This window comes from Nitratireductor arenosus (genome assembly GCF_009742725.1).
GTDB classification, from domain to species: Bacteria; Pseudomonadota; Alphaproteobacteria; order Rhizobiales; family Rhizobiaceae; genus Mangrovimarina; species Mangrovimarina arenosa.
The window spans coordinates 182,461-205,853 of record NZ_WPHG01000001.1 but is presented as its reverse complement, the minus strand read 5'-3'; the positions used below and the strand labels follow the sequence as shown (position 1 = coordinate 205,853).

General features: G+C 66.2%; 20 protein-coding genes. 12 read left to right on the top strand and 8 right to left on the bottom strand.

The genetic code is table 11. The features are described 5' to 3' along the window. Positions 1 to 2 precede the first annotated feature (2 nt). A complete protein-coding gene (locus GN330_RS00970) occupies positions 3 to 995 on the top strand; it encodes an LLM class flavin-dependent oxidoreductase (protein WP_156710700.1) in 993 nt (330 codons plus the stop codon). 122 nt (positions 996 to 1,117) lie between these two features. On the opposite strand, the gene GN330_RS00965 is transcribed toward GN330_RS00970, so the two are convergent. The 6 genes from GN330_RS00965 to GN330_RS00940 all read right to left on the bottom strand — a co-directional run bounded on the left by GN330_RS00965 (position 1,118) and on the right by GN330_RS00940 (position 9,944). Beyond that, positions 1,118 to 2,368, bottom strand: coding sequence for a M20 family metallo-hydrolase (locus GN330_RS00965; protein WP_156710699.1), 1,251 nt, complete (start codon positions 2,366 to 2,368; stop codon positions 1,118 to 1,120). Continuing rightward, positions 2,365 to 3,327, bottom strand: a complete 963-nt coding sequence (locus tag GN330_RS00960; protein ID WP_156710698.1) for an ABC transporter permease — start codon at positions 3,325 to 3,327, stop codon at positions 2,365 to 2,367. Before GN330_RS00960 ends, GN330_RS00965 begins: the two co-directional genes overlap by 4 nt. Then, on the bottom strand, positions 3,314 to 4,864 hold the full coding sequence (locus tag GN330_RS00955; RefSeq protein WP_156710697.1) for an ATP-binding cassette domain-containing protein: 1,551 nt from the start codon (positions 4,862 to 4,864) through the stop codon (positions 3,314 to 3,316). Before GN330_RS00955 ends, GN330_RS00960 begins: the two co-directional genes overlap by 14 nt. Further along, positions 4,861 to 5,967, bottom strand: coding sequence for a sugar ABC transporter substrate-binding protein (locus GN330_RS00950; RefSeq protein ID WP_156710696.1), 1,107 nt, complete (start codon positions 5,965 to 5,967; stop codon positions 4,861 to 4,863). The genes GN330_RS00955 and GN330_RS00950 overlap by 4 nt, the downstream gene beginning before the upstream one ends. Positions 5,968 to 6,097: 130 nt before the next feature. Then, a complete protein-coding gene (locus GN330_RS00945) occupies positions 6,098 to 7,858 on the bottom strand; it encodes a hydantoinase B/oxoprolinase family protein (protein ID WP_156710695.1) in 1,761 nt (586 codons plus the stop codon). A 13-nt stretch (positions 7,859 to 7,871) separates the two neighbouring features. Then, positions 7,872 to 9,944, bottom strand: coding sequence for a hydantoinase/oxoprolinase family protein (locus GN330_RS00940; protein ID WP_156710694.1), 2,073 nt, complete (start codon positions 9,942 to 9,944; stop codon positions 7,872 to 7,874). 115 nt (positions 9,945 to 10,059) lie between these two features. On the opposite strand from GN330_RS00940, the gene GN330_RS00935 reads away from it, so the two are divergent. Next, a complete protein-coding gene (locus GN330_RS00935; protein WP_197434975.1) occupies positions 10,060 to 10,539 on the top strand; it encodes a MarR family transcriptional regulator in 480 nt (159 codons plus the stop codon). 63 nt (positions 10,540 to 10,602) lie between these two features. Here the strand turns inward: GN330_RS00935 and GN330_RS00930 are convergent, their stop codons facing one another. Beyond that, positions 10,603 to 11,700 (bottom strand): substrate-binding domain-containing protein, encoded by a 1,098-nt coding sequence (locus GN330_RS00930; RefSeq protein ID WP_156710693.1) that lies wholly within the window; start codon positions 11,698 to 11,700, stop codon positions 10,603 to 10,605. Positions 11,701 to 11,958: 258 nt separating this feature from the next. Here GN330_RS00930 and GN330_RS00925 point away from each other — a divergent pair, with 258 nt between their 5' ends. The 9 genes from GN330_RS00925 (at position 11,959) to GN330_RS00885 (ending at position 21,154) form a co-directional block, all read left to right on the top strand. Further along, positions 11,959 to 12,777, top strand: coding sequence for an ABC transporter ATP-binding protein (locus GN330_RS00925; protein WP_343040124.1), 819 nt, complete (start codon positions 11,959 to 11,961; stop codon positions 12,775 to 12,777). Continuing rightward, on the top strand, positions 12,774 to 13,568 hold the full coding sequence (locus GN330_RS00920; RefSeq protein WP_156710692.1) for an ABC transporter permease: 795 nt from the start codon (positions 12,774 to 12,776) through the stop codon (positions 13,566 to 13,568). Before GN330_RS00925 ends, GN330_RS00920 begins: the two co-directional genes overlap by 4 nt. Then, positions 13,565 to 14,338: an ABC transporter permease gene (locus tag GN330_RS00915; protein WP_156710691.1), complete on the top strand. Its 774-nt coding sequence runs from the start codon at positions 13,565 to 13,567 to the stop codon at positions 14,336 to 14,338. The genes GN330_RS00920 and GN330_RS00915 overlap by 4 nt, the downstream gene beginning before the upstream one ends. 38 nt (positions 14,339 to 14,376) lie before the next feature. Beyond that, on the top strand, positions 14,377 to 15,411 hold the full coding sequence (locus GN330_RS00910) for an ABC transporter substrate-binding protein (RefSeq protein WP_156710690.1): 1,035 nt from the start codon (positions 14,377 to 14,379) through the stop codon (positions 15,409 to 15,411). A 79-nt stretch (positions 15,412 to 15,490) separates the two neighbouring features. Then, on the top strand, positions 15,491 to 16,555 hold the full coding sequence (locus tag GN330_RS00905; RefSeq protein WP_156710689.1) for a Gfo/Idh/MocA family protein: 1,065 nt from the start codon (positions 15,491 to 15,493) through the stop codon (positions 16,553 to 16,555). Further along, positions 16,552 to 17,604: a Gfo/Idh/MocA family protein gene (locus tag GN330_RS00900; RefSeq protein ID WP_156710688.1), complete on the top strand. Its 1,053-nt coding sequence runs from the start codon at positions 16,552 to 16,554 to the stop codon at positions 17,602 to 17,604. The genes GN330_RS00905 and GN330_RS00900 overlap by 4 nt, the downstream gene beginning before the upstream one ends. A 5-nt stretch (positions 17,605 to 17,609) precedes the next feature. Next, positions 17,610 to 18,608: an SIS domain-containing protein gene (locus GN330_RS00895; RefSeq protein WP_156711884.1), complete on the top strand. Its 999-nt coding sequence runs from the start codon at positions 17,610 to 17,612 to the stop codon at positions 18,606 to 18,608. After that, the gene (locus GN330_RS00890) at positions 18,605 to 19,585 is read left to right on the top strand and encodes a glucokinase (RefSeq protein WP_156710687.1); all 981 of its coding nucleotides are present in this window, start codon (positions 18,605 to 18,607) and stop codon (positions 19,583 to 19,585) included. The genes GN330_RS00895 and GN330_RS00890 overlap by 4 nt, the downstream gene beginning before the upstream one ends. 18 nt (positions 19,586 to 19,603) lie before the next feature. Beyond that, positions 19,604 to 21,154, top strand: coding sequence for a CehA/McbA family metallohydrolase domain-containing protein (locus GN330_RS00885; RefSeq protein ID WP_246188467.1), 1,551 nt, complete (start codon positions 19,604 to 19,606; stop codon positions 21,152 to 21,154). Positions 21,155 to 21,257: 103 nt separating this feature from the next. On the opposite strand, the gene GN330_RS00880 is transcribed toward GN330_RS00885, so the two are convergent. Then, positions 21,258 to 22,421 (bottom strand): M20/M25/M40 family metallo-hydrolase, encoded by a 1,164-nt coding sequence (locus tag GN330_RS00880; protein ID WP_156710686.1) that lies wholly within the window; start codon positions 22,419 to 22,421, stop codon positions 21,258 to 21,260. A gap of 170 nt (positions 22,422 to 22,591) precedes the next feature. On the opposite strand from GN330_RS00880, the gene GN330_RS00875 reads away from it, so the two are divergent. Then, positions 22,592 to 23,365, top strand: coding sequence for an IclR family transcriptional regulator (locus tag GN330_RS00875; RefSeq protein WP_156710685.1), 774 nt, complete (start codon positions 22,592 to 22,594; stop codon positions 23,363 to 23,365). The last annotated feature ends 28 nt before the right edge of the window (positions 23,366 to 23,393 follow it).

Here is a 23,393-nt window from a genome sequence, read left to right as displayed (position 1 = left end):
GTATGGATTTTTCATTTTGCGCATTGCCGCGGCAAACAGCGGCCGAGGTCATCGAGATGGTGCAGCGGGCCGAGGACGCCGGCATTCCCATGGTCTGGGTGCCCGACGAGACCTTCATGCGCGATCCGTACGTGCTATTGGGCGCGATCGCGGCCAAGACCAGCACGATCAGGCTCGGGGTCGGCATCGCCAATCCCTATACGCGGCACCCGATCCAGATAGCCCGGGCCGTGGGCACGGTGGCCGATCTGTGCGAGGGCCGCGTCGTGCTGGGCATTGGCGCGGGGCTGAAGCCGACGCGCAAGGCGATGGCCGCGCCGGACGGAGACTTCACCGAAACCACCCGCGACGCCATCGTGGCGATGAAGGCGGTGCTGGCGGGTGAGCATCATTCGGTCGCAAACGACGTCTTTCGTTTCGACAACGCGCATATGGAGTTCAAGCCGAAGAACCCGGTCGATATCTATGTCGCCACTACCCATCCGCGCGCCTTCCGCATGGCGGGCGAGGTTGCCGACGGCGTGATCGTCGGCAATGTCGGGCGTCCCGACGCGATGAGGACGGTGACGGGGTGGATCCGCGAGGCGGCGGCGGCGGCCGGCCGGCCGGAAGACGCGGTCAAGATCGTGGCCTGGAATTTTGCCCTCTGCGGCGAGGAAAAATCGGCCATGTACGACACGATCCGGCTGATCACCGCGCGCACCATCGCCAATTCGCACAGCAAGGTGACGGGGATCCTGGGGATCGACAAGGACGAGGTCGAGAAGATCCGCGCCGTCATGCGCGGCGGCGCGACCAAGGTCGGACCGGACCTGATCCCGGATGACTATATCGACCGGATCGCCGTGATCGGCTCGGCGGAGGAATGCCGGGCCGGCATCGAGGAGTTGGCGGCGGCGGGCGCCGATATTTTCGGCCTGCGCCCGAGCCTCGAGGTGCTCGAGCGCTTCGACTACGAGGCGATGGTGCACCGGCTGTGGGGGGCGGTGCGGTAGCCGGCGCCCGGCGAACCGAAATCCTCGGGCCGGCCGGATCGTCGGCCGCGAGGGTGCTTCGCTCGTGCACTCTTGCCGACCGGCATGGCACACAAGGGCGGTTGTTGCGAAAACCGGTTCTATCACCGCGCCAGGTCGAGCAGGGCGTCGAGCAGCACGTTGGTTCCGGCCGCCAGGTCTTCGGGCGATGCGTATTCGTTGACATTGTGGCTGATGCCGTCCCGGCACGGCACGAACACCATCGCTGTCGGCACCACCTTGGCGACATTGGCGGCGTCGTGCAGCGCGCCGCTGGCGATCTTGCGATAGGCGTAGCCGCGTCGCGCGGCGCCGTCCTCAAGGGCGCGAACGCAGCTTGCGTCGAACTGGGTCGGCGAAACGGAGATGCGCTGCGTAACAGTGGCCGTGCATCCGGATTGGACGGCGAGGGTTTCGCAGATCGCGGTGCATTTGGCGGTCAGCCCGGCCAACGTTCCGGTGTCGGGGTGGCGGATGTCGATCACGAAGGCGGCTTCGCCGACGACGGTACTCGGCCCGTCGGTGGCGGTTGTCAGACGGCCGACGCTGACGCGTGCCGCCGGGCCGCATTCCAAGCCGGCCTCGTTGAGCGCCGCCAGCATCCGGGCGGCCGCCAGCAGCGCGTCCTGCCGGTGGTCCAGCGGCGTGGTGCCGGCATGGGCGTCGGTGCCCGAAACCCTGACGTCGAGCCAGGTCAGGCCCTGGACGGAGGTGACGACGCCGACCTGCTTTTCCTCCCGCTCCAGGACCGGTCCCTGCTCGATATGCAGTTCGAGGAACGCCGCGAGCGGGATTTTTTCCGAAGAGTCCCCGAGCCAGCCGCGCAGGCGCGCCTCGTCGTCGAACAGCATGCCGTCGGCGGCGCGGGTGTCGGAAAGCGCCTCATCCGTCAACAGTCCGGCATACCAGGCCGAACCGAGCAGGCCCGGCGCATAACGCACGCCTTCCTCGTTGGTCCAGTTGACCACAGCCAGCGGCGCCGCGGTCGCAATGCCCGCATCGTTGAGCGTCTCCACCGCTTCCAGCGCGGCCAGCACGCCCGAGACGCCGTCGAAGCGGCCGCCGTGCGGCTGGGTGTCGAGATGGCTTCCCGAGGCCACGATGCCGCGCGCCGGATCGCTGCCGGGGCGGACCGCGACCATGTTGCCGGCGCGGTCGACTCTTAGCTCGAGACCGGCGTCGCGGCACCAGGACGCCAAGAGCGCGCGCGCTTCTGCGTCCTCCGCCGTCATGGCAAGGCGGCAGGATCCGTTGCCGGCGATCGCGCCGATCCGGGCGATGTCCATGTGGCGCGCCCACAGTCGATCGGCGTTGATCTGCAGCGGGGGCATGGCATCGTTGGCAATCCGGGTCAAAGCGTCCTCTCCCTGCGCCCGCTGACGAGTTGAGAAATCATCACCGCCAGCACCAGGGCGCCGCCGTAGAAAAGATCGTGCACATAGGTGCGGAAGCCGAGCACGGAAAGCCCGTTGATGCCCGTCACCAGGAAATAGACCGCGATCACCGATCCCCACGCGTTGAAGCGGCCCGGCTTGATGCAGGTCGCGCCGAGAAAGGCCGCGGCAAAGGCGGGCAGCAGCAAGGTCGTTCCCGAGTTCGGATTGGCCGAGCCGGTGGTGCCGGTATAGAGCATGCCGGCGACCGCGCCCATCATGCCCGAGGCCGCGAAGGCGATCATGCGCACGCGCCCGACGGCCACGCCGGTGAGGCGGCCGACCTCGCGCCCGCGCCCGGTAAACAGCAATTGCTGCCCGTAGGCGGTGTGGGAAAGCACGTACCAGATGATCGCGGCCAGTGCGATCGCGTAATAAAAGCTGATCGGGATGCCGAATATCCGGTGGATGATCACATATTGCATGAGCATGCGCGAGACGCCGCTGATCGTCTGACTGTCGCTCATCCACAGCGTGATGCCATGCAGAAACGTCCCCACTCCGAGCGTGACGATCAGCGAATGGACGCGGAAAAACAGCACGATCGTTCCATTGACCATGCCGACCAGAGCGCCGGCTGCCAGCGCGATCGGAATGATGTAGACGAGCGGCACGCCCAGGCGCGCGCTCAAGATCGCGGTCAGCATCGACACGAATGTCAGGGTCTGGGCGATGGACAGATCGAAATCGCCGGCGGTCAGGGGAATGATCAAGCCGAGGGTGACGATCACCAGCACGGCCTCGGAGCCGAAGATGCTGGAGAAGTTGGACCAGCTCAAAAACGTCTCGGGGCGCATGGCGCCGAAGATCGCGATGACGGCCAGCCACACCAGAACGAGCCCGAACCGCTCGACTTGATAGCCGACACTAGACTGACGCATGAATTCTGCTCTCCCCGTAACAGGCCGCCTCGATGGACGATTTTGCGACCGCGTCACCGCGCAGCTCCGCCTTGACGCGGCCGCGCTCGAACACAAGTACGCGGTGGGCGATCATTTCGAGCTGTTCGAACTCCGATGTGGCGCAGATGATGGCGGCGCCCCGGGCGCACGCCTCCAGCAGCCGGTCGTAGATCTCCCGGCGCGCACCGACGTCGATGCCCTGCGTGGGCTCGTCGAGCAGGATCAGTTTCGGTTCGAGCCGCAGCCATTTGGCAAGCAGTAATTTCTGCTGATTGCCGCCCGACAGTTCCGAGGCCGCCTGCTGCGGCGACTGCGCCTTGACGACGAAGCGGCGCATCAATTCGGCCGTGATCGTCCTGTTGCCGCGGTGATCGATCCGCAGGCGACCGTCGCCCTGCACGATGGCCGGCAGCATCGCGTTTTCGGCGAGCGTGAGGTCGAGCGCCAGGCCCGCCTTCTGGCGGTCGGCGGGAATGAACACGATTCCGGCCGCAATCGCGTCGGCCGGCTTGAGATGGCGCAGATGGTGGTTTCGGCCGTTGATGGCGAGCGTGCCGGCTATCGCCGCTGACGCGCCCGACAGCAGATAGGGGACCTCGTCGTAACCCGAACCGATCAGTCCGGTCAGGCCGAGGATTTCGCCGGGCGCGACCCTTAGGTCGAGATCGTCGACGAACCGGCCGCGCAGCCCCTTGACCACCGTTGCCGCGTCAGTTCCGGAAGGCGCGTCGCCGACGAGTCTGGCCTGGCTCATTGAGCGGCCGACGATCGCGGCGACGATTTCGGAGCGGTCGGTGCGGCCGGTTTCGAAACTGCCGATGACCTGGCCGTCGCGCAGCACGGTGGCGCGGTCGGTAATCTCCATCACCTCGTCGATGTCGTGCGAGACGAAGATGATGCTGACCCCGGACTGCTTGAGCCGGCGCATCATGGCGAAGAGTTCGCGAACGTCCTCGATCGGCAGGAAAGGCGTCGGTTCGTCCAGCACCAGAAGCCCCGGCGTGGCCTGCTCGTTGTGCGAGCCGACGCGGTCGGCCGCGCGGATGATGGCGAGCTGGGCGCGCTGGACCGGCGTCAGTTCCTCGACCGCGGCCCAGGGATCGAGATCGAGGTGGTGCTCCGCAAACAGCCGGCGCGCCCGCGCGGCTTCCGCCTGCCAGTTGATGAACCAGGACGCGACCCGCTCATGATCGCCGGCGATCAGGTTTTCGAGCACCGTGGCTTCGGGCAGCAGGCCCAGATTCTGGTGGACGAAGGACAATCCGATGCGCTCGCTGCGGCCGGGCGGTATCGGCAGCGGCACTGGTTTTCCGTCGATCTCGAGTGCGCCCCCGTCCGGCTTGTGAAAGCCGGACAGGATCTTGATCAGCGTGGACTTGCCGGAGCCGTTCTTGCCGAGAAGCCCGTGGATCTCGCCCGGCATGACGGCAAGGTCGGCGCCCGAAAGCGCGTGGACGCCGCCAAACGATTTCGACAGTCCCCTGATCGCCAGCCTGGGAGGATGCCGCTCGTTCACTCAGGCAGCTGCCACAGCTTCCGGTAGCCCGTCACATAGGCGTCGCCGTACCCCTTGGCCGCATCGGCCGGCTCGCCGACCTCGCCGATATTGTCCGCGTCGAAGACGCGCAGCGGAACCTTGGAGTCGCGGATGGTTTCCTTGCCGCACAACAGCCGCATCTCGGCGTCGAGCATGGCGTGCGCGATCCAGTCGAGGTTCTCGCCGATATCCATCTCCACGTCGCCGGCGCGGATCAGGTCGAGCACGAAAGGCGTACCGTTGAAGGTCGCGACCTTGACCCGGTCGTTGCGGCCGGCGATCGCGATCGCCGGTGTTACGAAACTCGACATGCTGTCGTAGATCGGGATCACGTAGTTGAGGTCGGCATCGGCTTGCAGCGCGCCGGCGACCGTGGGTTGGATCTTCGTCGCCCAATCGGTGATCGGCACGTTGACGATCTCGTATTTGCAGTCGGGGCAGCGCGTGTCGAAGGCTTCCTTGAGGCCGCTGACGATCGAATCCGTCGACAGCGCCTCGTTGGAGACCAGAACCAGTGCATTGGTCTTGCCGCCGGTCTGGGCGATCGTCCAGTCGGCCATCAATTCGCCGGCCTTGCGGTAGTCGATAGCCACGGCGGCGTCGACGCCGGCCGGCGCATCCTGCTCGAGCCCGGTCAGGTGCGAGGTGACGATCTTGACGCCAGCGGCCTGGGCCTGGGCGACCTGGGGCTCGAAGAAGCGCGGATCGGCGCCGGCGAGCAGGCTCACCAGGTCGTAGCCATTGTTGGCGGCGTGCTCGATGCCCTGGATCCACTGGGTGGGATTGCCCTGGTTCTCCCATTCCATGTGCTCGAAGCCGAGCTCGGCGGCGAGCTTGCCCTTGTGATCGCTGATCGTCTTGATGAACGGGATCGAGCTGGAGGCCGGTATCGTGAAGATCTTCTTGCCGGCCATGCAGGATTTGGCGTCGAACGGTTCCCCCGGGGCCACGAAATCGGGAATGCCCGAATAGGTTTCGATGTTGGCACGCGCCTGGTCGACGCCGTCCTGTGCCGCGGCGGGCAGCAGGCTGGCGAGAACGAAGGCGGATGCGAGACCGGTCAATGTTTTTAGGCGTGTCATGCCATTCTCCCTTTTCACGCGTTGGATCCCCTTTGACCTGGAGGCGGGCTCATGCGAGCCGCATCGCGGTCATTTCCTCATGCGGACGCGACGGGTCTGGCTACCGACACGCCCGGTTGCGGACCGCGTCCTAGGTGCGGCCGGCGCGCAGCTCCCGCGTCGCCGCCTCGTCCACGCCTTGTCCGTCCACGACGACGCCGTAGTCGGCGCGTGCCGAGGCGGCATCGATCAGGCCGTCGAGCACGTCGTCGAGAACGGCCTGCGGATCGCGCTCCAGCGGATCGCCATATCCGCCGCCGCACGGGCCGTAGGCGGTGATGCGGTCACCCTTGGACAGTTGCCGATAGGGAAGCTTCGACGGCAGTTCGACAGTGGCGCCGCGCGCCTGCACCAATTCGATCTTAGCCGGCGATCCGTCGGCGCCGCCCAGAAACCCCCAGGGATCGAAGCGCTGGCCGTCGCCTTCGATCGAGACCGCGCCGTCCTCGAGCAGTTCGAACGATCGGATCGATCCGATGCCGCCGCGCGAGGCGCCCGGGCCGGCGACGTTCTCGCGCAGTTCGTAGTTCAGCACCCGCAAGGGCAGATGCGATTCGATGTCCTCGATCGGATTGTTGCGCGTGTTGGCGTAGAGCGTGTCGACGGCGTCCATGCCGTCCTTGCCGTAACGGCCGCCATAGGCGCCCTCCATGATCTCCATATGGACCCAGGGCGCGCTGTTGGAGACGCCGCTGAACGCCATCACCCGCAGATTGCCGATCCCGGCGCTGACCTGTTTTGGAACCGCCGGCGCGATCGCCTTCATCACGGTGTCGGCCACGGCGTTGCCGGGGCAGAAGCGCGCGATGACGGGGGCCGGGAAGGTCGGGTTGGCGAGGCAGCCTTGCGGAGCGTGGATGGTGATCGGCCGGGTCAGGCCGCTGTTTTGCGGGATCGCCCCGTAGACGTCGCTGTCGAGCAGGATGGAGCGCAGCGTCAGCCAGACCGCGCAGTCGACCGTGCCGACCAGCGGCATGTTGATCGGCTTGTTCGGCGTTTGCGGCGCGGTTCCGGTCAGGTCGACATGGATATCGGAGCCGGTGATGGTCAGCGTTACCTCGATCGGCAGTTCCTTCAGCGCGGGATCGGGGCTGTCGAGATAGCCGTCGATGAAGGTGCGGGCATTGTAGCGCCCGTCTGGAATGTGCGCGATGGCGTCGCGCATTAGGTTTTCGGAATAGTCGAGCAGGTCCTCGTAGGCGCCGGTGACCGTGTCGAGGCCGTATTGGTCGAGAAGCGCGGAGTAGCGCTCCGCGCCGATCCGGGCGGCGGCGACCTGGGCCTCCATGTCGCCGACGACGAGGTCGGCGATGCGGATGTTGCTGCGCAGGATCTGCCAGACCGGTTCCACCTTGCGGTCGTCCTCGTAGACGCGCACCGCCTTGAACTGGAGCCCTTCGGCGTAGGTGTCGACCGCATCGACGATGCCGCAGCTTCCCGGCGTCAGCGCGCCGATGTCGAGATGATGCGCGGTCGTTACCGAAAAACCGGCCAGTTCCTGCATGTGGAAGATCGGAACGACGAAACCGACGTCGGGGCCGTGCGAGGCGCCGCCATAGGGATCGTTGTGCATGAACACGTCGCCGGGTTTCACCCGGTCGCCACGGTTTTCCAACTCGCGCAGAATGCCTGCGATGTAGCCGGGAATCGGGCCGGACTGGAGCGGCGTACTCATCGTGCATTCGCAAAGCTGACGGCCGGTCGCGTCGGTCAGCGCCGCGCCGAAATCCTCGCTTTCGCGGATAATGCTCGAATAGCTCATGCGCATGAGCTTGTGGCCCATCTCGATGGCGATGTTTTCCAGCGCCCCGTGGATGACCGCTGCAAGGAAGGGATCAACGCGTGTTTGCATCTTTCGGTCCCCTTCAAGCCTGGTTGTCGTGCGTCATGCGCACATTGCCGTGTCGGTCCGCCCAGTAGGTCCAGCCGGGCGGCACCACGGTCGTGGTATCGGTCTGAAGCAGGATCGCCGGGCCGGCGAACTTGCGCTCGACCGGCAGCGAGTTCCGCTCGATATGCGGTGTGTCGTGGGTTTCCAGCGTGTCGTCGACGCGAAACACGCAGCGACCGACACCGACCTGCTTCGGCTCCGACGACACCGTGTAGGCCGGCGGTTCGGCGAGCTTGTCCACCATGCCGAGGCCGCGTAGCTTCACCGTGACGATCTCGATCGGGCTCGCCTCGAAGGCGTGGCCGTATTCCTCGCGGTGGCGGTCGTGGAACGCCTGCCAAACCCGGTCGAGCGCGGCTTCGGTAAGCGGGCCGTCCGGCACGTCGATCTTCAGCTCGTAACCCTGGCCGACATAACGCAGATCGGCCTGACGCAGCATCTTGATCTTGTCGGAAGGCACCCGGTCGCGTGCGAAGATCGCGCCGAGTTCGCGCTCCATGTCATCGTAGAGCGTCTGCAGCCGGGCGATGTCGAGCGCGCCCTTGACCGCGAACGCGGTTCTGAGCGCGTGATATTCGAGATCGGCGGTCAGCAGGCCAACTGCGGACGTGATGCCCGGATGCGGCGGGATGAGCACGTTTTTCATGTCGAGCATCGTTGCCACCCCGGCCGCGTGCAGCGGGCCTGCGCCGCCGAAGCCGCACAGGGTGAAGTCGCGCGGGTCGATGCCCTTCTGCACGGTGCGCGAACGAATGGCGTTGGCCATGTTGCTGTTCAGCACGGTGAGGGCGCCTTCCGCCGTTTCCTCGGGCGTGCGGCCGAGTTTTTCGGCAAGCTCGCCGATGACGCGCGCCGCGGCTTTCGCGTCGAGCCCCATGCGCCCGCCAAGGAAATTGTCGGCGACCAGCCGGCCGAGCACCAGGTTGGCGTCGGTGACGGTGGGAACCGTGCCGCCGCGTCCGTAGGCGGCAGGGCCCGGATCGGCGCCCGCGCTCTGCGGTCCGACGCGGAATGCCTTGCCGCGGTCGATATAAGCGATCGAGCCGCCGCCGGCGCCGACCGTGTGGATGTCGATCATCGGCAGCATCACCGGGAAATCGGCGATCTTGGCGCTGCGCGCGTCCGCTTCGGCCAGCCGCCCGTTGCGGATGATGCCGATATCGGCGCTGGTGCCGCCGATATCGAGCGTTACCAGCCGGTCGGTGCCGGCATGCGAACCGACCCAGGCGCCGCCGCGCACGCCGGCGACCAGGCCGGACAGCAGGGTGGTCGCCGGGCGTTCGGCGATCATTTCGGGCGTGGCCAGGCCGCCGTTCGACGTCATGACCCGCAATTCGCCATTGACGCCGATCTCGCGCAGTTCGTCGGAAAGCCTGCTGACGTAACGCCGTACCTTGGGTCCGATGAAGGCCGACATCGCCGCGGTGGTGAAGCGCTCGAACTCGCGGAACTGCGGCGAGACCTCGGCCGAAGTGGTCACGAAGACGTCGGGCAGCGTGGCGCGCACGATCTGGGCGGCGCGCCGTTCGTGCGCGGGATTGACGTAGGAGAACAGGAAGCCGACCAGGATCGCCTCGACGCCGGCCGCGCCCAGGTCGCGGGCGGCCTTTGCGACGGCCTCCTCGTCGAGCGGAACCAGTTCGTTGCCCTTGGCGTCCAGCCGTCCGGCCACCGTCTTGCGGAAGCGGCGGCGGATCAGGGGGCGGCTCTGCCAGGGCAGGTCCTGCATGATCGAATAATGCTGGGGTCGCTGGTGGCGACCGATATGGAGGATGTCGCGAAAACCCTCATTGGTGATCATGCCGGTCACCGCGCCGTCGTGGACGAGCATGGCGTTGGTGCCGACCGTCGTGCCGTGGAAGATGGCGTCGATCCGGCCCGGTTCGGTGCCGGTGAGTTCGCAGATCCCCCTGACGCCGTTGATCACCCCTTTGGCCGGATCGCTCGGCGTGGAAGGCGTCTTGTGGATGGTGACGTCTCCCTTCGCCAGATCCGCCAGGATCAGATCGGTAAACGTTCCGCCGACGTCGACGCCCAGTGCAATCATTCCTGCCTCCACAAGACCATGAGGCGACATTGATCCATTTGGATTGAAATGGCAAGTTGAATCCAAATGGGTTTAGGAGCTAGGACCGATGTACGGCAATGGAGGCTGATCGAACGTGAGCGCGGACAAACTGCTTGAGACCATTTTTGCCGGAGATCTGCGCGAGCTGATGGTGATCAGCTACATCGTGCTGGGCAACAACGCCGTCACAACCCGCTATATCGAACGCAGGTTCCGGATGCCCGTGCAGGCCTGGTCGGCGCTTTACGCGATCGACAAATTTCCCGGCATCCGCGCCAAGGAGATCCGCCACCTTTTCCCGCGCCCGCAAAACACGATCAGCCGCGCGGTCTCGCTGCTCGAGGCGCGGGGCTTCATCGTGCAGAACCCGTCCGATTCCGACGGCCGGGAGAAGCGGCTGGTTGCGACGGAGGCCGGCACGGCGGTGCTCGCCGACCTGATCGAGGTTTCGCGCCAGCGCCAGGAGGAGCTGCTCGGGCCGCTATCGACCGAGGAGCGGGCCGTATTCTTCGAACTGGCGCGAAAGATCGCGACCGGTCCCGATCTGCTGCGCTCGGCGGTGATGCGGTCCTGAGGTTTTTCTTGGGCGGGCCGCGCCGGTCGGGAAGATAAAGCGGGGCTTGCCCGGCCGGGGCCTTCAGTTCGCGCGGGCTGGCCCGGTGCTATCCCTGACGTGCATCTTGCAGTCCAGATAGACGATCTGCGGGGGCTGCTTGGGAGCCTCGATCCTGGCCTTCATAATCTCGATCAGCGCCTCGGCGCCATCCTCATGGGTGCCGCCGACCATGGTGAACAGGCCCAGATGCTCGGTCGCGACGTCGGGGTGACCCAATATGACTATGCTGAGCTCGTCCGGGATGTCGATTTGCATGTCGCGTATGACCTCGCGAATCCCCATGCAGTCGGAAAATCCGATGAAGATCAGAGCGGTCGGCATAGATTGCGTCTCGTCCGCGCGCAACCGCGTGAGCGCCTTCTCAAGCGCTGTCGCGACGCCCTGGGTCGGATGCTTCATCCCTTCCAGCACCATCAGCCGGCCGTCGATCTCCTGGCCCCGCCAGCGGTTCATGCGGGCGAAATAGCGCCGCCCGCCAAGAATCGGCTGGGCGGAGCTGTCGAGCGAGACCAGCGTTATGCGTCGGTGACCGAGGCCGGTCAGGTGATCGAGCGCGTGGTCGAGCGCCTCTTCCCAGTCGATGCCCATGCGGTCGATGTCGACGCCCGAGACGGTGTGGCCGTCGACCACCAGCGCGCGCGTCTTGCTCTGCAGCATGGCCAAGAGACGAACCGGAATAACCTCGTAATGGGACTGCAGGATTACCGCGTCGAAGGTCGGGATCGATTTCAGGATGTCGAGCAGATGGTCGGTGTCGTGGTAGGACATCTGCACGACCTTTCCACCATCGGCACCGACGACCTCGACGATCCGGTTCTGCACCAGCGAGCAGCGCTCGTTCATACTGGAATTGGCGAGGATCAGAAGGCTGCGCAATCCGCCCCGATGGGTGGGCGCAGCCGTGACGGCGGAGCGGGACGCGGCGCGGGCATGCGGCTTGACCACGAACGAGCCGCGGCCGACCTGCGAGCTGATCAGCCCCATAGCGCGCAATCGCGCGAACGCCTCCTGCACGGTCGCCTGGCCGACGCCGTGCCGGGCCATCAGCTCGCGCACGGTCGGCAGGCGTGCGCCATCGTCGGCAGCATCGATTTGCTCGATGAGCGATTGCGCGATCATGTCCGAGGATCCTGCCCGCAATGGTCGTCTCCTTTAGCCTGATAGTTACATTGCCGAATACAATCTTGCAAGTCGACCGAATGCTCCGGGAAACGACGAGCGCGAAACGCTGAGCGCTCGCGATAAAATATATATTTTCAAGATCTTAGTTCTGATGAGATACAAAAAGTACAAAAATTGTATCCTTGGCCTTTACAATCGTATTGTATCTGTGATTGCATTTGCCGGTGACAGGCTGGGTGGTCCGGGGAGGAAGATGTGACTGTCGGACGCAAAGGGCATTCGCAGACAAGACCGGACGCGTCGGTTCGGGCCGGGGCGGGGCTGTCTGCGGCGAACGCCATCCAGATTTCGAATGTCACCAAATCGTTCGGCGCGGCCGGGCACGGCCCGACCGTGCTCCAGAATATCGATCTGACCGTGCGCGAGAACGAATTCGTTTCGCTGGTCGGTCGTAGCGGCTGCGGCAAGACCACCTTGCTCAACATCATCGCCGGGCTGGAACGCCCGACCTCCGGCACGGTGGAAATCCACGGCCGTGAGGTGCGGGGACCGGGCCAGGGTCAGGGCGTCGTTTTCCAGCAGCATGCGCTGTTTCCATGGATGACGGCGCGCAAGAACGTCGCGTTCGGCTTCCGCGACAAGTCGCTTTCCAAATCGGACAAGGAGGAGCGGGCCCGCGAATTGCTGCAGCTCGTAGGACTGTCGGCGGCGGCCGACAAATATCCGCGCGAGATGTCGGGCGGCATGCAGCAGCGTGTTGCGATCGCCCGCGCGCTGGCGCTGGACCCGGAAATCCTGCTGATGGACGAGCCGTTCGGTGCCCTGGACGAATTGACCCGCATCGAATTGCAGCAGGAGCTGCTGCGGATCTGGGAGGCGCGCAAGAAAACCGTCGTGTTCGTCACGCATTCGATCAACGAGGCGCTGGTGCTGTCGGACCGCGTCATCCTGCTGGCGCCGCATCCCGGCCGCATCGAGCGCGATCTGGCGATCAGCCTGCCGCGCCCGCGCCCGCGCACCGATCCGCGCTTCGTCGCCCTGCACGAGGAGATCTGGAAGGGCCTGTCGTCATGAGGGGCCGCCTTGTCCTTCAATATGCGATGTCGGCCGCCGTCATTGTCGGCGCGATCGCGTTGTGGGAATTCGGCGTTAAGACCGGCTATCTGAAGGCCTACCAGTTTCCGCCGGCCAGCAGGATCGCCGAAGGTTTCGTCGAGATCGCGACGAATGGCTTTCCGACCGGCATCACCATCTGGTCGCACATTCTGACGACCGTCACGCGCATCCTGCAAGGTTATCTGGCGGCGATCGTGCTGGCGGTTCCCGTCGGGCTTGTGATCGGCGCCTTTCCGCTCCTCAACAAGATGCTCGAACCGTTGATCGTGTTTTGCCGGTCGATCGCCACGCTCAGCCTGCTGCCGCTGGTCATCGTCTGGTTCGGCGCCGGCGAACTGACCAAGGTGATCCTGATCGCCTATGGCTGCTTCTGGGTCATGCTGTCCAACGTGATCGCCGCCGTCGTCTATGTCGATCCGGTGCTGATCAGGGCCGGCCGCTCATTCGGCCTCAAGGGCGTCGCGCTTTATCGCGAGATCGTGCTACCGGCGGCATTGCCGCGCATGTTCGCCGGCGCGCGCATGGCGCTCGGTGTCGGCTTCATGGTCATCGTCGGCGCCGAGATGATCGGCACGATCGAGGGGCTCGGCGCGCTGATCATGGAGGCGCGCACCTTCTACCGCAGCGAAATCACCATTATCGGCATGCTCGTGATCGGCGTGCTGGGTTTCGTGATCTCGACCGGCCTGGCCGCGCTCGAGCGCATGCTTTTGCCCTGGGGTTCGACGTCGGAGGGCGCGCGCGCATGAGCCGGGATCGTCTGACCAATATCGCCCTGCCGCTGATCGGCACGCTGATCGTGGTTGGCGCCTGGGAAACGGCGTCGCGGCTGGGTGCGATCGATCCGCGCGTCTTTCCCGGGCCGATCACGGCAATAATCGAGGCCTCCGGCCGGCTGTCGGCCGACACTGTCGGCGAACACATGGCCTGGAGCCTGTTTCGGGTGTTTTCCGGCTTTGCGATCGGGGTTGCCGCCGGCATTGCGGTCGGCGTTCTCGCCGGCTGGTACCGCTGGTTCGGTCTGATCGCCCGACCGCTGATCGAATTGCTGCGTCCGATTCCGCCTTTGGCCTGGATCCCGCTGGCGATCATCTGGTTCGGTCTGGGCGAACCGTCGAAATTCTTCATCATCTTTCTGGGCGCGTTCTTTCCCGTCGTCACCGCCACCTATCACGGCGTCACCTATGTCGACCCGACCCTGGTGCGCGCGGCGCGCACGTTCGGCGTGCGCGGCTGGTCGCTGCTTGCCCGCATCGTCCTGCCGGCCGCCGCGCCCGATCTTGCGACCGGCATCCGCATCGGCTGGGGGCTGAGCTTCGGGGTGCTGGTCGCCGCCGAGCTGATCGCCGCCGATCGCGGGCTTGGTTACATGATCATGAACGAGCGCAACACCGGCGGTTCGGTCAGTGTCATCATCGTCGGCATTCTCTTGATCGGGTTTCTCAATCTGCTCACCGACGCCGTCATCGGCAGCGCGATCCAGCGGTGGATCGGACGCTGGCACGGCAGCGGCGTGTAGGGACTGCGCAAGACACAATCAACAAAGGGAGATTAGTCATGATGAAACGATTGAAGAGCGCGGCGCTGGCCGCGCTCGTGGCGACCTTCGCCGCCAACGCCTCGGCCGCGGACGTGGAGACCGACACGCTGTCGATCAGTATCGGCGTGGACCTGCCGTTCCTGGTCCATGTCGTGGCCAAGGAAAAGGGCTGGCTCGCCGAGGCCGGCTTCACCAATGTCGAATTCAAGAAGTTCCAGTCGGGCAATCTTGCCGGCGAGGCGCTGCTGGCCGGCGAGATCCAGCTTTGGACGCCCGGCAACCTGCCGCCGATCGCCATGGCCCATAATGGCGTGCCGGTCGTCATCCTGGGCAGCAACGCGGTCAGCCACGGTCTGGAAAAGATCGTCGTACGCAAGGACGCCAATGTCGAAAAGCCGGAGGACCTCTACAACGTCAAGCTCGGCTTGCTGGTCAGCTCGACCTCGGGTGCGCTGCTGGGCAATGTCGCCAAGCATTACGGCCTCGACTTCAACAAGATCCAGGCGGTCAATCTGGCTCCGCCGGAGGCGATGGCCAGCCTCGCCAACAACGAGATCCAGGGCATCGTGTTCTGGGAGCCGTGGCCGTATCGCGCGCTGACCGAGCTCGACACCAAGGTGGTGCACACCGGCACGATGAGCGGCTTCGCGCAGAATGACGGCGAGGCGGTCCAGGTTTCCAACAACCGCACCGTTTGGGTCGCCTCGCAGGACTGGGTTAAAAACAATCCCAACGCGACCAAGGCGCTCGTCGAGGTCCTGGTGCGTACGCAAAACTATGTCAGCGACCCGGCCAATCGCGACGAGGTGCTGAAGATCTTCTCCAACTTCCAGGAGCAGCCGCTGGAGATGAACCAGGCGCTGCTGTCGAACTATACGTTCGACGCTTCGATCGACGAAACCTATGTCGAGGACATGGCGGCGATCGCTGACTTCCTGGAAGCCACCAACAGGATCAAGGACCGGCGCGACGCGCTGACCTTCACCTATTCCGAGCCGCTGGCTGCCGCCGACAGCGCGCTCGTGTCCGTCGAGGGCCAGTGGAAGCCCTGACGCTCCTCCCAGGCGCCCCGGTTTTTCCGGGGCGCCGCTACCAGGCACCGTTCCAATCAGTATCTGGAGACCGATCGACATGGTCAGCCCGGCCAAACCCCGCATCGCCATCCTCGGCGCGGGATTCATCAGCGACTATCACGTCCGCGGCCTGACGGCGGCCGGCGATGTCGCGATCGCGTGTCTGGTCGGCCGCGACCCGGCGCGAACCCGCGCGCGCTCTGCCGAATTCGGCATCGAAAACGCGGCGACCGAACTGGCCGCGGTACTTGCCGATCCCGGCATTGACGGCGTGGTGGTCGCAACGCCGGACGGGCTGCATCGCGATCACGCCATCGCCGCCCTGTCGCAGGGCAAGGCGGTGCTTTTGCAGAAGCCGATGGCGCTCGACACGGCGCAATGCGCCGAGATCATCGCCGCGTCGGAGGCTTCCGGCGCGCCGCTGACCGTCAGTTTCATGCATCGTTATTTCCCGGAGGTGCGCTGGCTCAAGCGGCTGCTCGACGACGGCGCGCTCGGCCGGGTCCATTCCGTGCGCATCCGCAATGCCACGCCCGGCGCCGACTGGGCGGACTGGTTCTATTCGCCGGAAAATGTTTCCGGCGGCGTGGTCATGCAGCTCGGCGTGCACGGCATCGATCTATGCGCCCATCTGTTCGGTCCGATCGCCGAGGTGACGGCCAGCCTGGCAACGGCCCGGCCGAACCGCCGACTGGCAGACGGGCGCGCGGTGACCACCGCGCTGGAGGACAATGTCGTGGCGAGCTACACGCTCGCAAACGGCGCGCTGGTCAGCCACGAGATGAGCTACACCGAGATCGCCGGCTGCGATCGGTTTCGCCTCGAACTCTATGCCGACAAGGGCACGGTCTGGCTTCGTACCGAACGCGGACCGGCGGCGATCTACGCGCCCGAGATAACCGGGCAGGACGGCTGGGTGAGCCCGCCGCTTGCCGACGAGGCGCTGGGGGCAGCGCATCACCGGCACTGGCTCGACATCGTGCGCCGGCAGGCGCTCCCCGACGACAGCGCGTCCGCCGGCCTGGCCTCGATCCTTGTCGCCGAGGCGATCTATCGCGCCGCCGGCGAAGGGCGACGGGTCGCGGTCGCCTGCCCAACGCCCAAGGAGCACGAGGTCAAATGACCCAGCCGATCCGCATCGCCCTGTTGGGGGTTCAGCACTATCACGCCAATTTCTGGACCAAGGCGATCCTGGCCAGAAAGGACGCCGCCATGGCCGGCATCTGGGACAGCGACCCCGCGCTGGCCGAAAAGTTCGCCAACGCCTACGCCCTCACCGTCTTCGGCGACCGGCAGGCGCTGCTGCAGGAATGCGACGCGGTCGCGATCTGTTCGACCACGATCGAGCACAGGGAGCTGATCGCGGCGGCCATCGATGCCGGCAAGCCGATCCTGTGCGAAAAGCCGCTTTCGGTGAATGTGCGCGAGGGGCTCGAGATCTGCCGCATGCTGGCCGCTTCGCCGGTGCCGTTCATGCAGGGTTTCCCCAAGCGGTTCGACCCGGTGAGCGAAGCCGTGCGCAAGATCGTGGCCTCCGGCGATCTCGGCACGGTCACGCTGTGCCGCATAAGACACGGCCACAGCCACGGGCTGAGCGACGATTTTTGCAAGGCCTGGTTCGTCGACCCGGAAAAGTCCGGCGGCGGGACCCTGCTCGACGAGGGGGTGCACGCGGCCGACCTGCTGCGACTGTTGTTCGGCGAGCCGGAGCGGGCTTTCGCCGCCCTGTCGGCGCACACGCTGGGCCTGCCGGTCGAGGATACGGCGCTGGCGACGTTCTCCTATCGATCGGGCCTGCTGGCGGAGGTCGCGACAAGCTGGTGTTTCGCCGCCGCCGATCATTCGATCGAGATCTACGGCACGGGCGGCACCGTGCTGGTCAGCGGCGTCGACATCGCCTCGCGGCCAACGCGCGAAGAGGCGTTTTTGCAGGTCTTCCGCCGCGACGGAACCACGCGCGGCTGGCAGGTTTCCGACATCGTGCCGCATTTCAAGACCGGCGTGTTCCACGAACATGTCGCCTGGGCCTTCATCGACGCGCTTGTCGGTGGCACCGCGATGCCGACCGGCGTGCGCGACGGGCTCTACGCCTCCGCGATGATCGAGGCGGCCTACGAGGCGGCCCGGCAGGGGCGGATGATGCCGATCGACTATCCCGAGGTCGGGCCGTGACCTGGATGGCGCGCGAAATCGGCGCCGTGCCCGGCGTGGTCGAGCACCAGCTTGCCGCGGCGATGGATGACTATCTGGAGACCGGCCGCATGCTCAAGCGGCGCGCGCCGGCCTGTGTCGTCACCTGCGCGCGCGGCAGTTCCGATCACGCGGCGACCTATTTCAAATATCTGGTCGAGACCCAAATCGGCATCCCGGTCGGCTCGATGGGCCCCTCGGTCGCCTCGATCTACGAGACACCGTTGAAAATGGCCGATGTGCCGCTCGTCAGCATCTCGCAATCAGGTGCCAGCACCGACATTGTCGCCCTGCAGCAAGCCGCGCGCGCCGGTGGGGCGCCGACGCTCGCCCTCACCAACACGGCAAGTTCGACGCTGGCCCGGCAGGCGGAATTCTGCCTGGCGCTGCATGCCGGCGAGGAACGCGCGGTGGCGGCCACCAAAACCTTCGTGACGTCGCTGGTCGCGCTGGCCGCTCTCATTGCCGGCTGGCTCGACGATGCCGATCTCGCCGCCGCCATCCGCGAATTACCGGCCAGCCTTGCCAGGGCCGCCGCCACGGACTGGTCGGCGGCGCTGGCGCCGTTTTCGGCCGGTGGCAGTCTTTACATGGTGGCGCGCGGGCCGGGCTTCGCGATCGCCTGCGAGGCCGCGCTCAAGCTCAAGGAAACCTGCCGGCTGCATGCCGAGGCCTATAGCGCGGCCGAACTGCGCCATGGGCCGATCGAGCTGGCGGGAGACGATCTGGCCGCGCTGGTGTTTGCGGCCCGCGACCGGTCCGCCGCCAGCATCGGCGAGGCGGTGCGCGCCCTGCGCCAGGCCGGCGCTGCCGTGTTCGTCGCCGGACCGCGTGAGGCGCTGCCGACGGTCGATGCCGGTCATGTGCTGCTCGACCCGATCTGCCAGGTGGTGAGTTTTTACCGGTTCGCCGAGCAATTGTCGGTGATGTTGGGGCGCGATCCCGACCGGCCGGCCAGGCTTGCCAAGGTGACGGTGACGACATGAGGGCGCTGGCCTGCGATCTCGGCGGAACGAATGTACGCTTCGGGCTCGGCATCGACGGCCGCCTCGACCCCGAATCGGTCGTGCAGCTCCCGAACGACCGGTTCTCCGGCTTCGGTGCGGCGTTGAAACACTATCTCGGCCAGGCTCGGGTCGGCGGGGTCGACCGCGCCGTCGTGGCTCTGGCCGCCCCGATCGACGGCGACACGATAAGGTTGACCAATCGCGACTGGACGATCGCGCGCGCCGAAATCGCCCAAATCGCCGGCACTGGCGACGTCGTGCTGATCAACGATTTCGTCGCGCTCGGTGCGGCGCTGTCGCGCTCCGAGGCGTTGGCCACAAGGCCGGTCCTCCCGGGCGCCGCGGAGCAGGGCGTCAAGCTGGTGCTCGGTGCGGGCACCGGCTTCAATGCCAGCGCGCTGGTTGCTGACGGCCATGTGCTGGCAGCCGAGATCGGCCATACGGGCTTTGCGCCCGAGCCGGGGCTGGAGACGGAGCTGCGCGACCATTTTGCCGGCCGCTTCGGCCGCTGCTCGCTCGACCGCGTGTTGTCCGGCTCCGGCCTTGTCGCGCTTTACCGGCTGGCCTGCGGGCGCTCCGGCCGGGCGGCCCAATTGGACGATGCCGCGGCGGTGACGGCCGAAGGCGCTGGCGGGCGCGATGCCGATGCGGCTCTCGCCTGCGGCACGCTTGCCGGCATGCTCGGGCGGACGGCCGGCGATCTGGCGCTCACTTTCCTGCCGCGCGGCGGCATCTATTTGACCGGCGGCGTGACGCGCGCACTGGCGCCGTTCATCCAGGGCGCCGACAGTCCGTTCGCACGCGCCTTCCTCGCCAAGGGGCGGATGCGCGAGCTGATGCAGGGTTTCGCGCTCGACCTGGTGGTGGACGACAGCGCCGCCCTGGTCGGCTGCCTCGCTTGGCCAGACCTTCCCAGCAACAATGTCCGCGGCGCTTGCGCCGCCGGGCCGACCTGACCGGCGGAGGACCACGTCTTGCCGACACAACCGCTCCCCGATCGCCTGATGCCGCTTGCCGTCGCCGCCGGCCTGCGTCCGCTTTATGGCGATCTGCACAATCACTGCAATCTGTCCTACGGGCATGGCGAGCTCGAGACGGCGCTGGACAACGCCCGCAGGCAGCTCGACTTCGTCTCGATCACCGGCCACGCCTACTGGCCCGACATGCCGGTCGACGATCCGCGTGTCGCCCATATCGTCGATTTTCACGTCAAGGGTTTTTCGCGGCTCGAGCGGACCTGGCCGGCGCATTTCGACACGCTGGCCGCGTTCAACGATCCCGGTCGTTTCACCGTGTTTCCCGGTTACGAAATCCATTCCTGCGCGCATGGCGACTACACGATCGTGCTGCGCGATCTCGACCAGCGCGAGATCCTCAAGGCCGACGATCCGCGTACTCTGCTGGAGCGGCTGCGCGGCCGTTACGGCGGGCGCGCCTTCGCCTTTCCGCACCATATCGGCTATCGGACCGGTGCGCGGGGCATCAACTGGTCGAGCTTCGAGGAGGATCTGTCGCCGGTGTTGGAAATGATCTCCATGCATGGCTGCGCGGAGACCTCGCTGACCGACCGGCCGTTCCTGCATTCGATGGGGCCGTGCGACGGCGCCAACACGGTCCATGCCGGCCTCAATGACGGCCATCTCTTCGGCGTGCTGGGAAATACCGATCATCACAGCGGCTTTCCCGGCTCCTACGGCCATGGCCGCTCGGCCGTCTACGTGGCCGAAAACAGTCCCGACGCGCTGTGGCAAAGCCTGTTTGCGCGCCGCACCAATGCGCTGACCGGCGACAACGCGCATTTGTTCTTCTCGGTCGGCGGCGCGATGCAGGGCGACGTGGTGGCGCCGGCAAGCCGGGCGGAGATGGCGATCGAGGCGGTCGGCGGCAGCTTCATCGATCAGATCGACATCGTCAGGAACGGCGCGGTTTTCGAGCGGATCACGCCGGCATTGCGCCCGTCGGCGGTGGCGAGCGACCCGCACGCGCTGGAAACGCTGCTCGTACTCGAACTCGGCTGGGGCGCCCGCGGCAGCCATCACGACTGGGACGGCGTTCTCAAGCTCGAAAACGGCGAGATCCTGGCCGTCGAGCCGCGCCTGCGCGGTCCCGAGATCGTGTCGCCGCTAGAGGCGAGCGCGCCGGAGCCGCACGAAAGCCGGATCGTTCAGGACGGCAACGCGGTTTCCTTTTCGCTGCGCGCCCACGCCAATCCGAACAATTTCACCGCCACCACGCAGGCGATCGCGGCGCGGGTGCGGTTGCGGCCGGGCGCGCGTATCGACGCGGACCTGTCCGGCGAGCGTGTGTCGGTCGATGTCGAGCGTCTCTTGAAAGGGGCCGTGTCGGGCAATATCGGCCCGATCGATTCGCCGGCCTTCCGGTTTCATCCGCTGCCCAGGCCGCAGCAATGGCAATGGACCGGCACGGTGCCGCTCGGCCAGCTGCGGCGCGGGGAGTGGGTGATGGCGCGCATGCGCCAGGCCAACGGTCAATCGGCCTGGACGAGCCCCATCTTCTGCCGGTAGCGCTGTTCGCCTGCGGCTTGAAACGCGCGCCGGGTTCGCAGGAGCCGGCGCGGTGCCGGCTTCCGTCTCTTGATGCAGCTTTGGCCTGCGCCGTTTCGCGACCTCAGACCGAGCCGTCCAGCGTTGCCAGAAGGGCGGCGATCAGTCGCGCCCTTTCGGCCAGGCTCTCCGTCACGATATGTTCTTCCAGCGTGTGAGGGCCGTCCCCGCGCGCGCCGAGCCCGTCGAGAGTGGCGATGCCCATCGCGCCGGTGAAATTGCCGTCCGAACCGCCGCCCGAATCCTGATGCGGGATCTCCAGGCCGATTGTCTGCGCCAGGCGGGCCGCATGTTCGTAAAGCGCCCAGGAGGCCGGGCTTGCGGCCCATACCGGCCGCACGACGTCACGGCTGACCAGGACCTGCACATCCTGGCCGACCGGCTCAAGGTTCTCCATCCGGCCGATCGCCTCGGCCAGTTTCTCGTCGGTGGTGGCCGATACCAGCGCCTTGGCCCGGCAAGTCGTCGACACACAGTTCGACCAGCGGCCGCCCTCGACAACGCCGACGCTGTAGCCGGCTTCGGCGTCGGTCATCGCCTCCACGGCGATGATCTGGTGCGCCATCTCGCGGATCGCCGATACGCCTTCGCCGAGCCGCAGCCCCGCATGGCTCGGTCGGCCGCGCGTCTCGATATCGAAGCGGGCGATCGCATAGCGCCCGGTCACGACGCCGCCGTTGCGACGCGCCGGTTCGGGCACCAGCACGTAGCGGTGCCGGGCCGCCTCGGCTTCGATCAGCGCGCGGGTGCTTGGGCTGCCCACCTCCTCGTCGCTGGTGAACAACACCGTGACGGGCAGCGGCGTCCGGTGGCCGATGCGCATCAACTGGCCGATCGCCTCGAGTGCCAGATAATTGCCTGCCTTCATGTCGAGCACGCCGGGTCCGTAGCAGCGACCGTCCTCCTCGCGCCAGGCGAAATGCCCGATCGTGCCGAGAGGGTGGACGGTATCCATGTGTCCGAGCACCAGGATGCCGGGCTGACCGGCCCGGGGATGGGGAAAGCTGGCCTTGACGCAATTGCCGAAGCCGCGCGTTCCCGGAATATGCTGGACGGCCGCGCCCAGGACTGCCAGTTCGTGGGCTGCAAGGTCCATCATCCGGTTGACCGCGTCGCGCTCGTAGGTCGGACTTTCTGTCTCGACCCAGGTGCGCAGACCTGCTGCCATCCGGTCGCTGTCGAATGCGAGTCTCGTGACATCGAGACCGTCCAAATCGTTAGTTTGCATTGTTTGCGTATCGCTCTGCAATGTGTTTAAATCGACGCTATCATAAGTCGAGATTTTCACGGCGGTCAAACCATCCCGCAACAGGATCGCGCTATATCCGCAAATCGCTCGAACACCCGCACAGAGAGGACGTTGTGGCAGCAGGAAAGGCACGTACCCCGAGAGAATCGATGTCGCCGGACGGCGCCGCCTCAAAGCCGGACCGATTGTTCGTGGAGGCGCTGGCGCGCGGGTTCCGGGTACTCGAGGCCTTCGCCGACCGGCCGGCGGCGATGTCGCTTGCCGAAATCGCGGCGGCGAGTGGGCTCGACAAGAGCGCGGCCCAGCGCCTGGTGCATACGCTGGTCTCGATCGGCTATCTGGAAAAGACGGCTGCCGGCGTCGCGCCGAGCCGGCGCATCCTGGACCGCTCGTTCGATTATTTGAGGTCCAATCCGCTCATCAATCGGGCCATCCCCATTCTGGCCGACCTGCGCAGGACCATCAAGGAACGCGTCGATCTCAGCCTGTTCGACGATCTGACGATGCTTTACGTCGTGCGCATGCAAAGCAAGCGCGACACGTTCTACGCCCATCTTATCGGGCGGCGCGTGCCGACCTACTGCACGTCGGGGGGGCGTGCCGTTCTCAGCCACCTTCCCGAGGAAGACGTTCTCGACATCCTGCAGCGCTCGCAGAGGCGCAAGCTGACGCCGCGCACCACCGTGGAGATCGATCAGATCATGGAGCGGATCGTGCAGGTGCGCGAAACCGGCTATTCGCTGGCGATCGAAGAGGTTCTGGTCGGAGAAATCGCCGTGGCGGCGGCCGTGCTCGACGAAGCCGGCCACCCGGTGGGGGCGATCCACGTCGCCGCCTCCCTGGCCGAGTGGCAGCCGGACGAATTCGTCGCGCGCGCCGGCCCGCTGGTCACTGCGGCGGCGGCCGGACTGCGCCCTTCCTGAGCCTGTCGCCCGCTTCCGCCGCGACGCC

Coding starts and splice junctions, on each gene's coding strand:
- GN330_RS00970 (WP_156710700.1), top strand. CDS start 3: ATGGATTTTTCATTTTGCGCATTGCCGCGGCAAACAGCGGCCGAGGTC.
- GN330_RS00960 (WP_156710698.1), bottom strand. CDS start 3,327: ATGCGTCAGTCTAGTGTCGGCTATCAAGTCGAGCGGTTCGGGCTCGTT.
- GN330_RS00950 (WP_156710696.1), bottom strand. CDS start 5,967: ATGACACGCCTAAAAACATTGACCGGTCTCGCATCCGCCTTCGTTCTC.
- GN330_RS00945 (WP_156710695.1), bottom strand. CDS start 7,858: ATGCAAACACGCGTTGATCCCTTCCTTGCAGCGGTCATCCACGGGGCG.
- GN330_RS00940 (WP_156710694.1), bottom strand. CDS start 9,944: ATGATTGCACTGGGCGTCGACGTCGGCGGAACGTTTACCGATCTGATC.
- GN330_RS00930 (WP_156710693.1), bottom strand. CDS start 11,700: ATGATCGCGCAATCGCTCATCGAGCAAATCGATGCTGCCGACGATGGC.
- GN330_RS00920 (WP_156710692.1), top strand. CDS start 12,774: ATGAGGGGCCGCCTTGTCCTTCAATATGCGATGTCGGCCGCCGTCATT.
- GN330_RS00915 (WP_156710691.1), top strand. CDS start 13,565: ATGAGCCGGGATCGTCTGACCAATATCGCCCTGCCGCTGATCGGCACG.
- GN330_RS00910 (WP_156710690.1), top strand. CDS start 14,377: ATGATGAAACGATTGAAGAGCGCGGCGCTGGCCGCGCTCGTGGCGACC.
- GN330_RS00905 (WP_156710689.1), top strand. CDS start 15,491: ATGGTCAGCCCGGCCAAACCCCGCATCGCCATCCTCGGCGCGGGATTC.
- GN330_RS00900 (WP_156710688.1), top strand. CDS start 16,552: ATGACCCAGCCGATCCGCATCGCCCTGTTGGGGGTTCAGCACTATCAC.
- GN330_RS00895 (WP_156711884.1), top strand. CDS start 17,610: ATGGCGCGCGAAATCGGCGCCGTGCCCGGCGTGGTCGAGCACCAGCTT.
- GN330_RS00890 (WP_156710687.1), top strand. CDS start 18,605: ATGAGGGCGCTGGCCTGCGATCTCGGCGGAACGAATGTACGCTTCGGG.
- GN330_RS00880 (WP_156710686.1), bottom strand. CDS start 22,421: ATGCAAACTAACGATTTGGACGGTCTCGATGTCACGAGACTCGCATTC.
- GN330_RS00875 (WP_156710685.1), top strand. CDS start 22,592: ATGTCGCCGGACGGCGCCGCCTCAAAGCCGGACCGATTGTTCGTGGAG.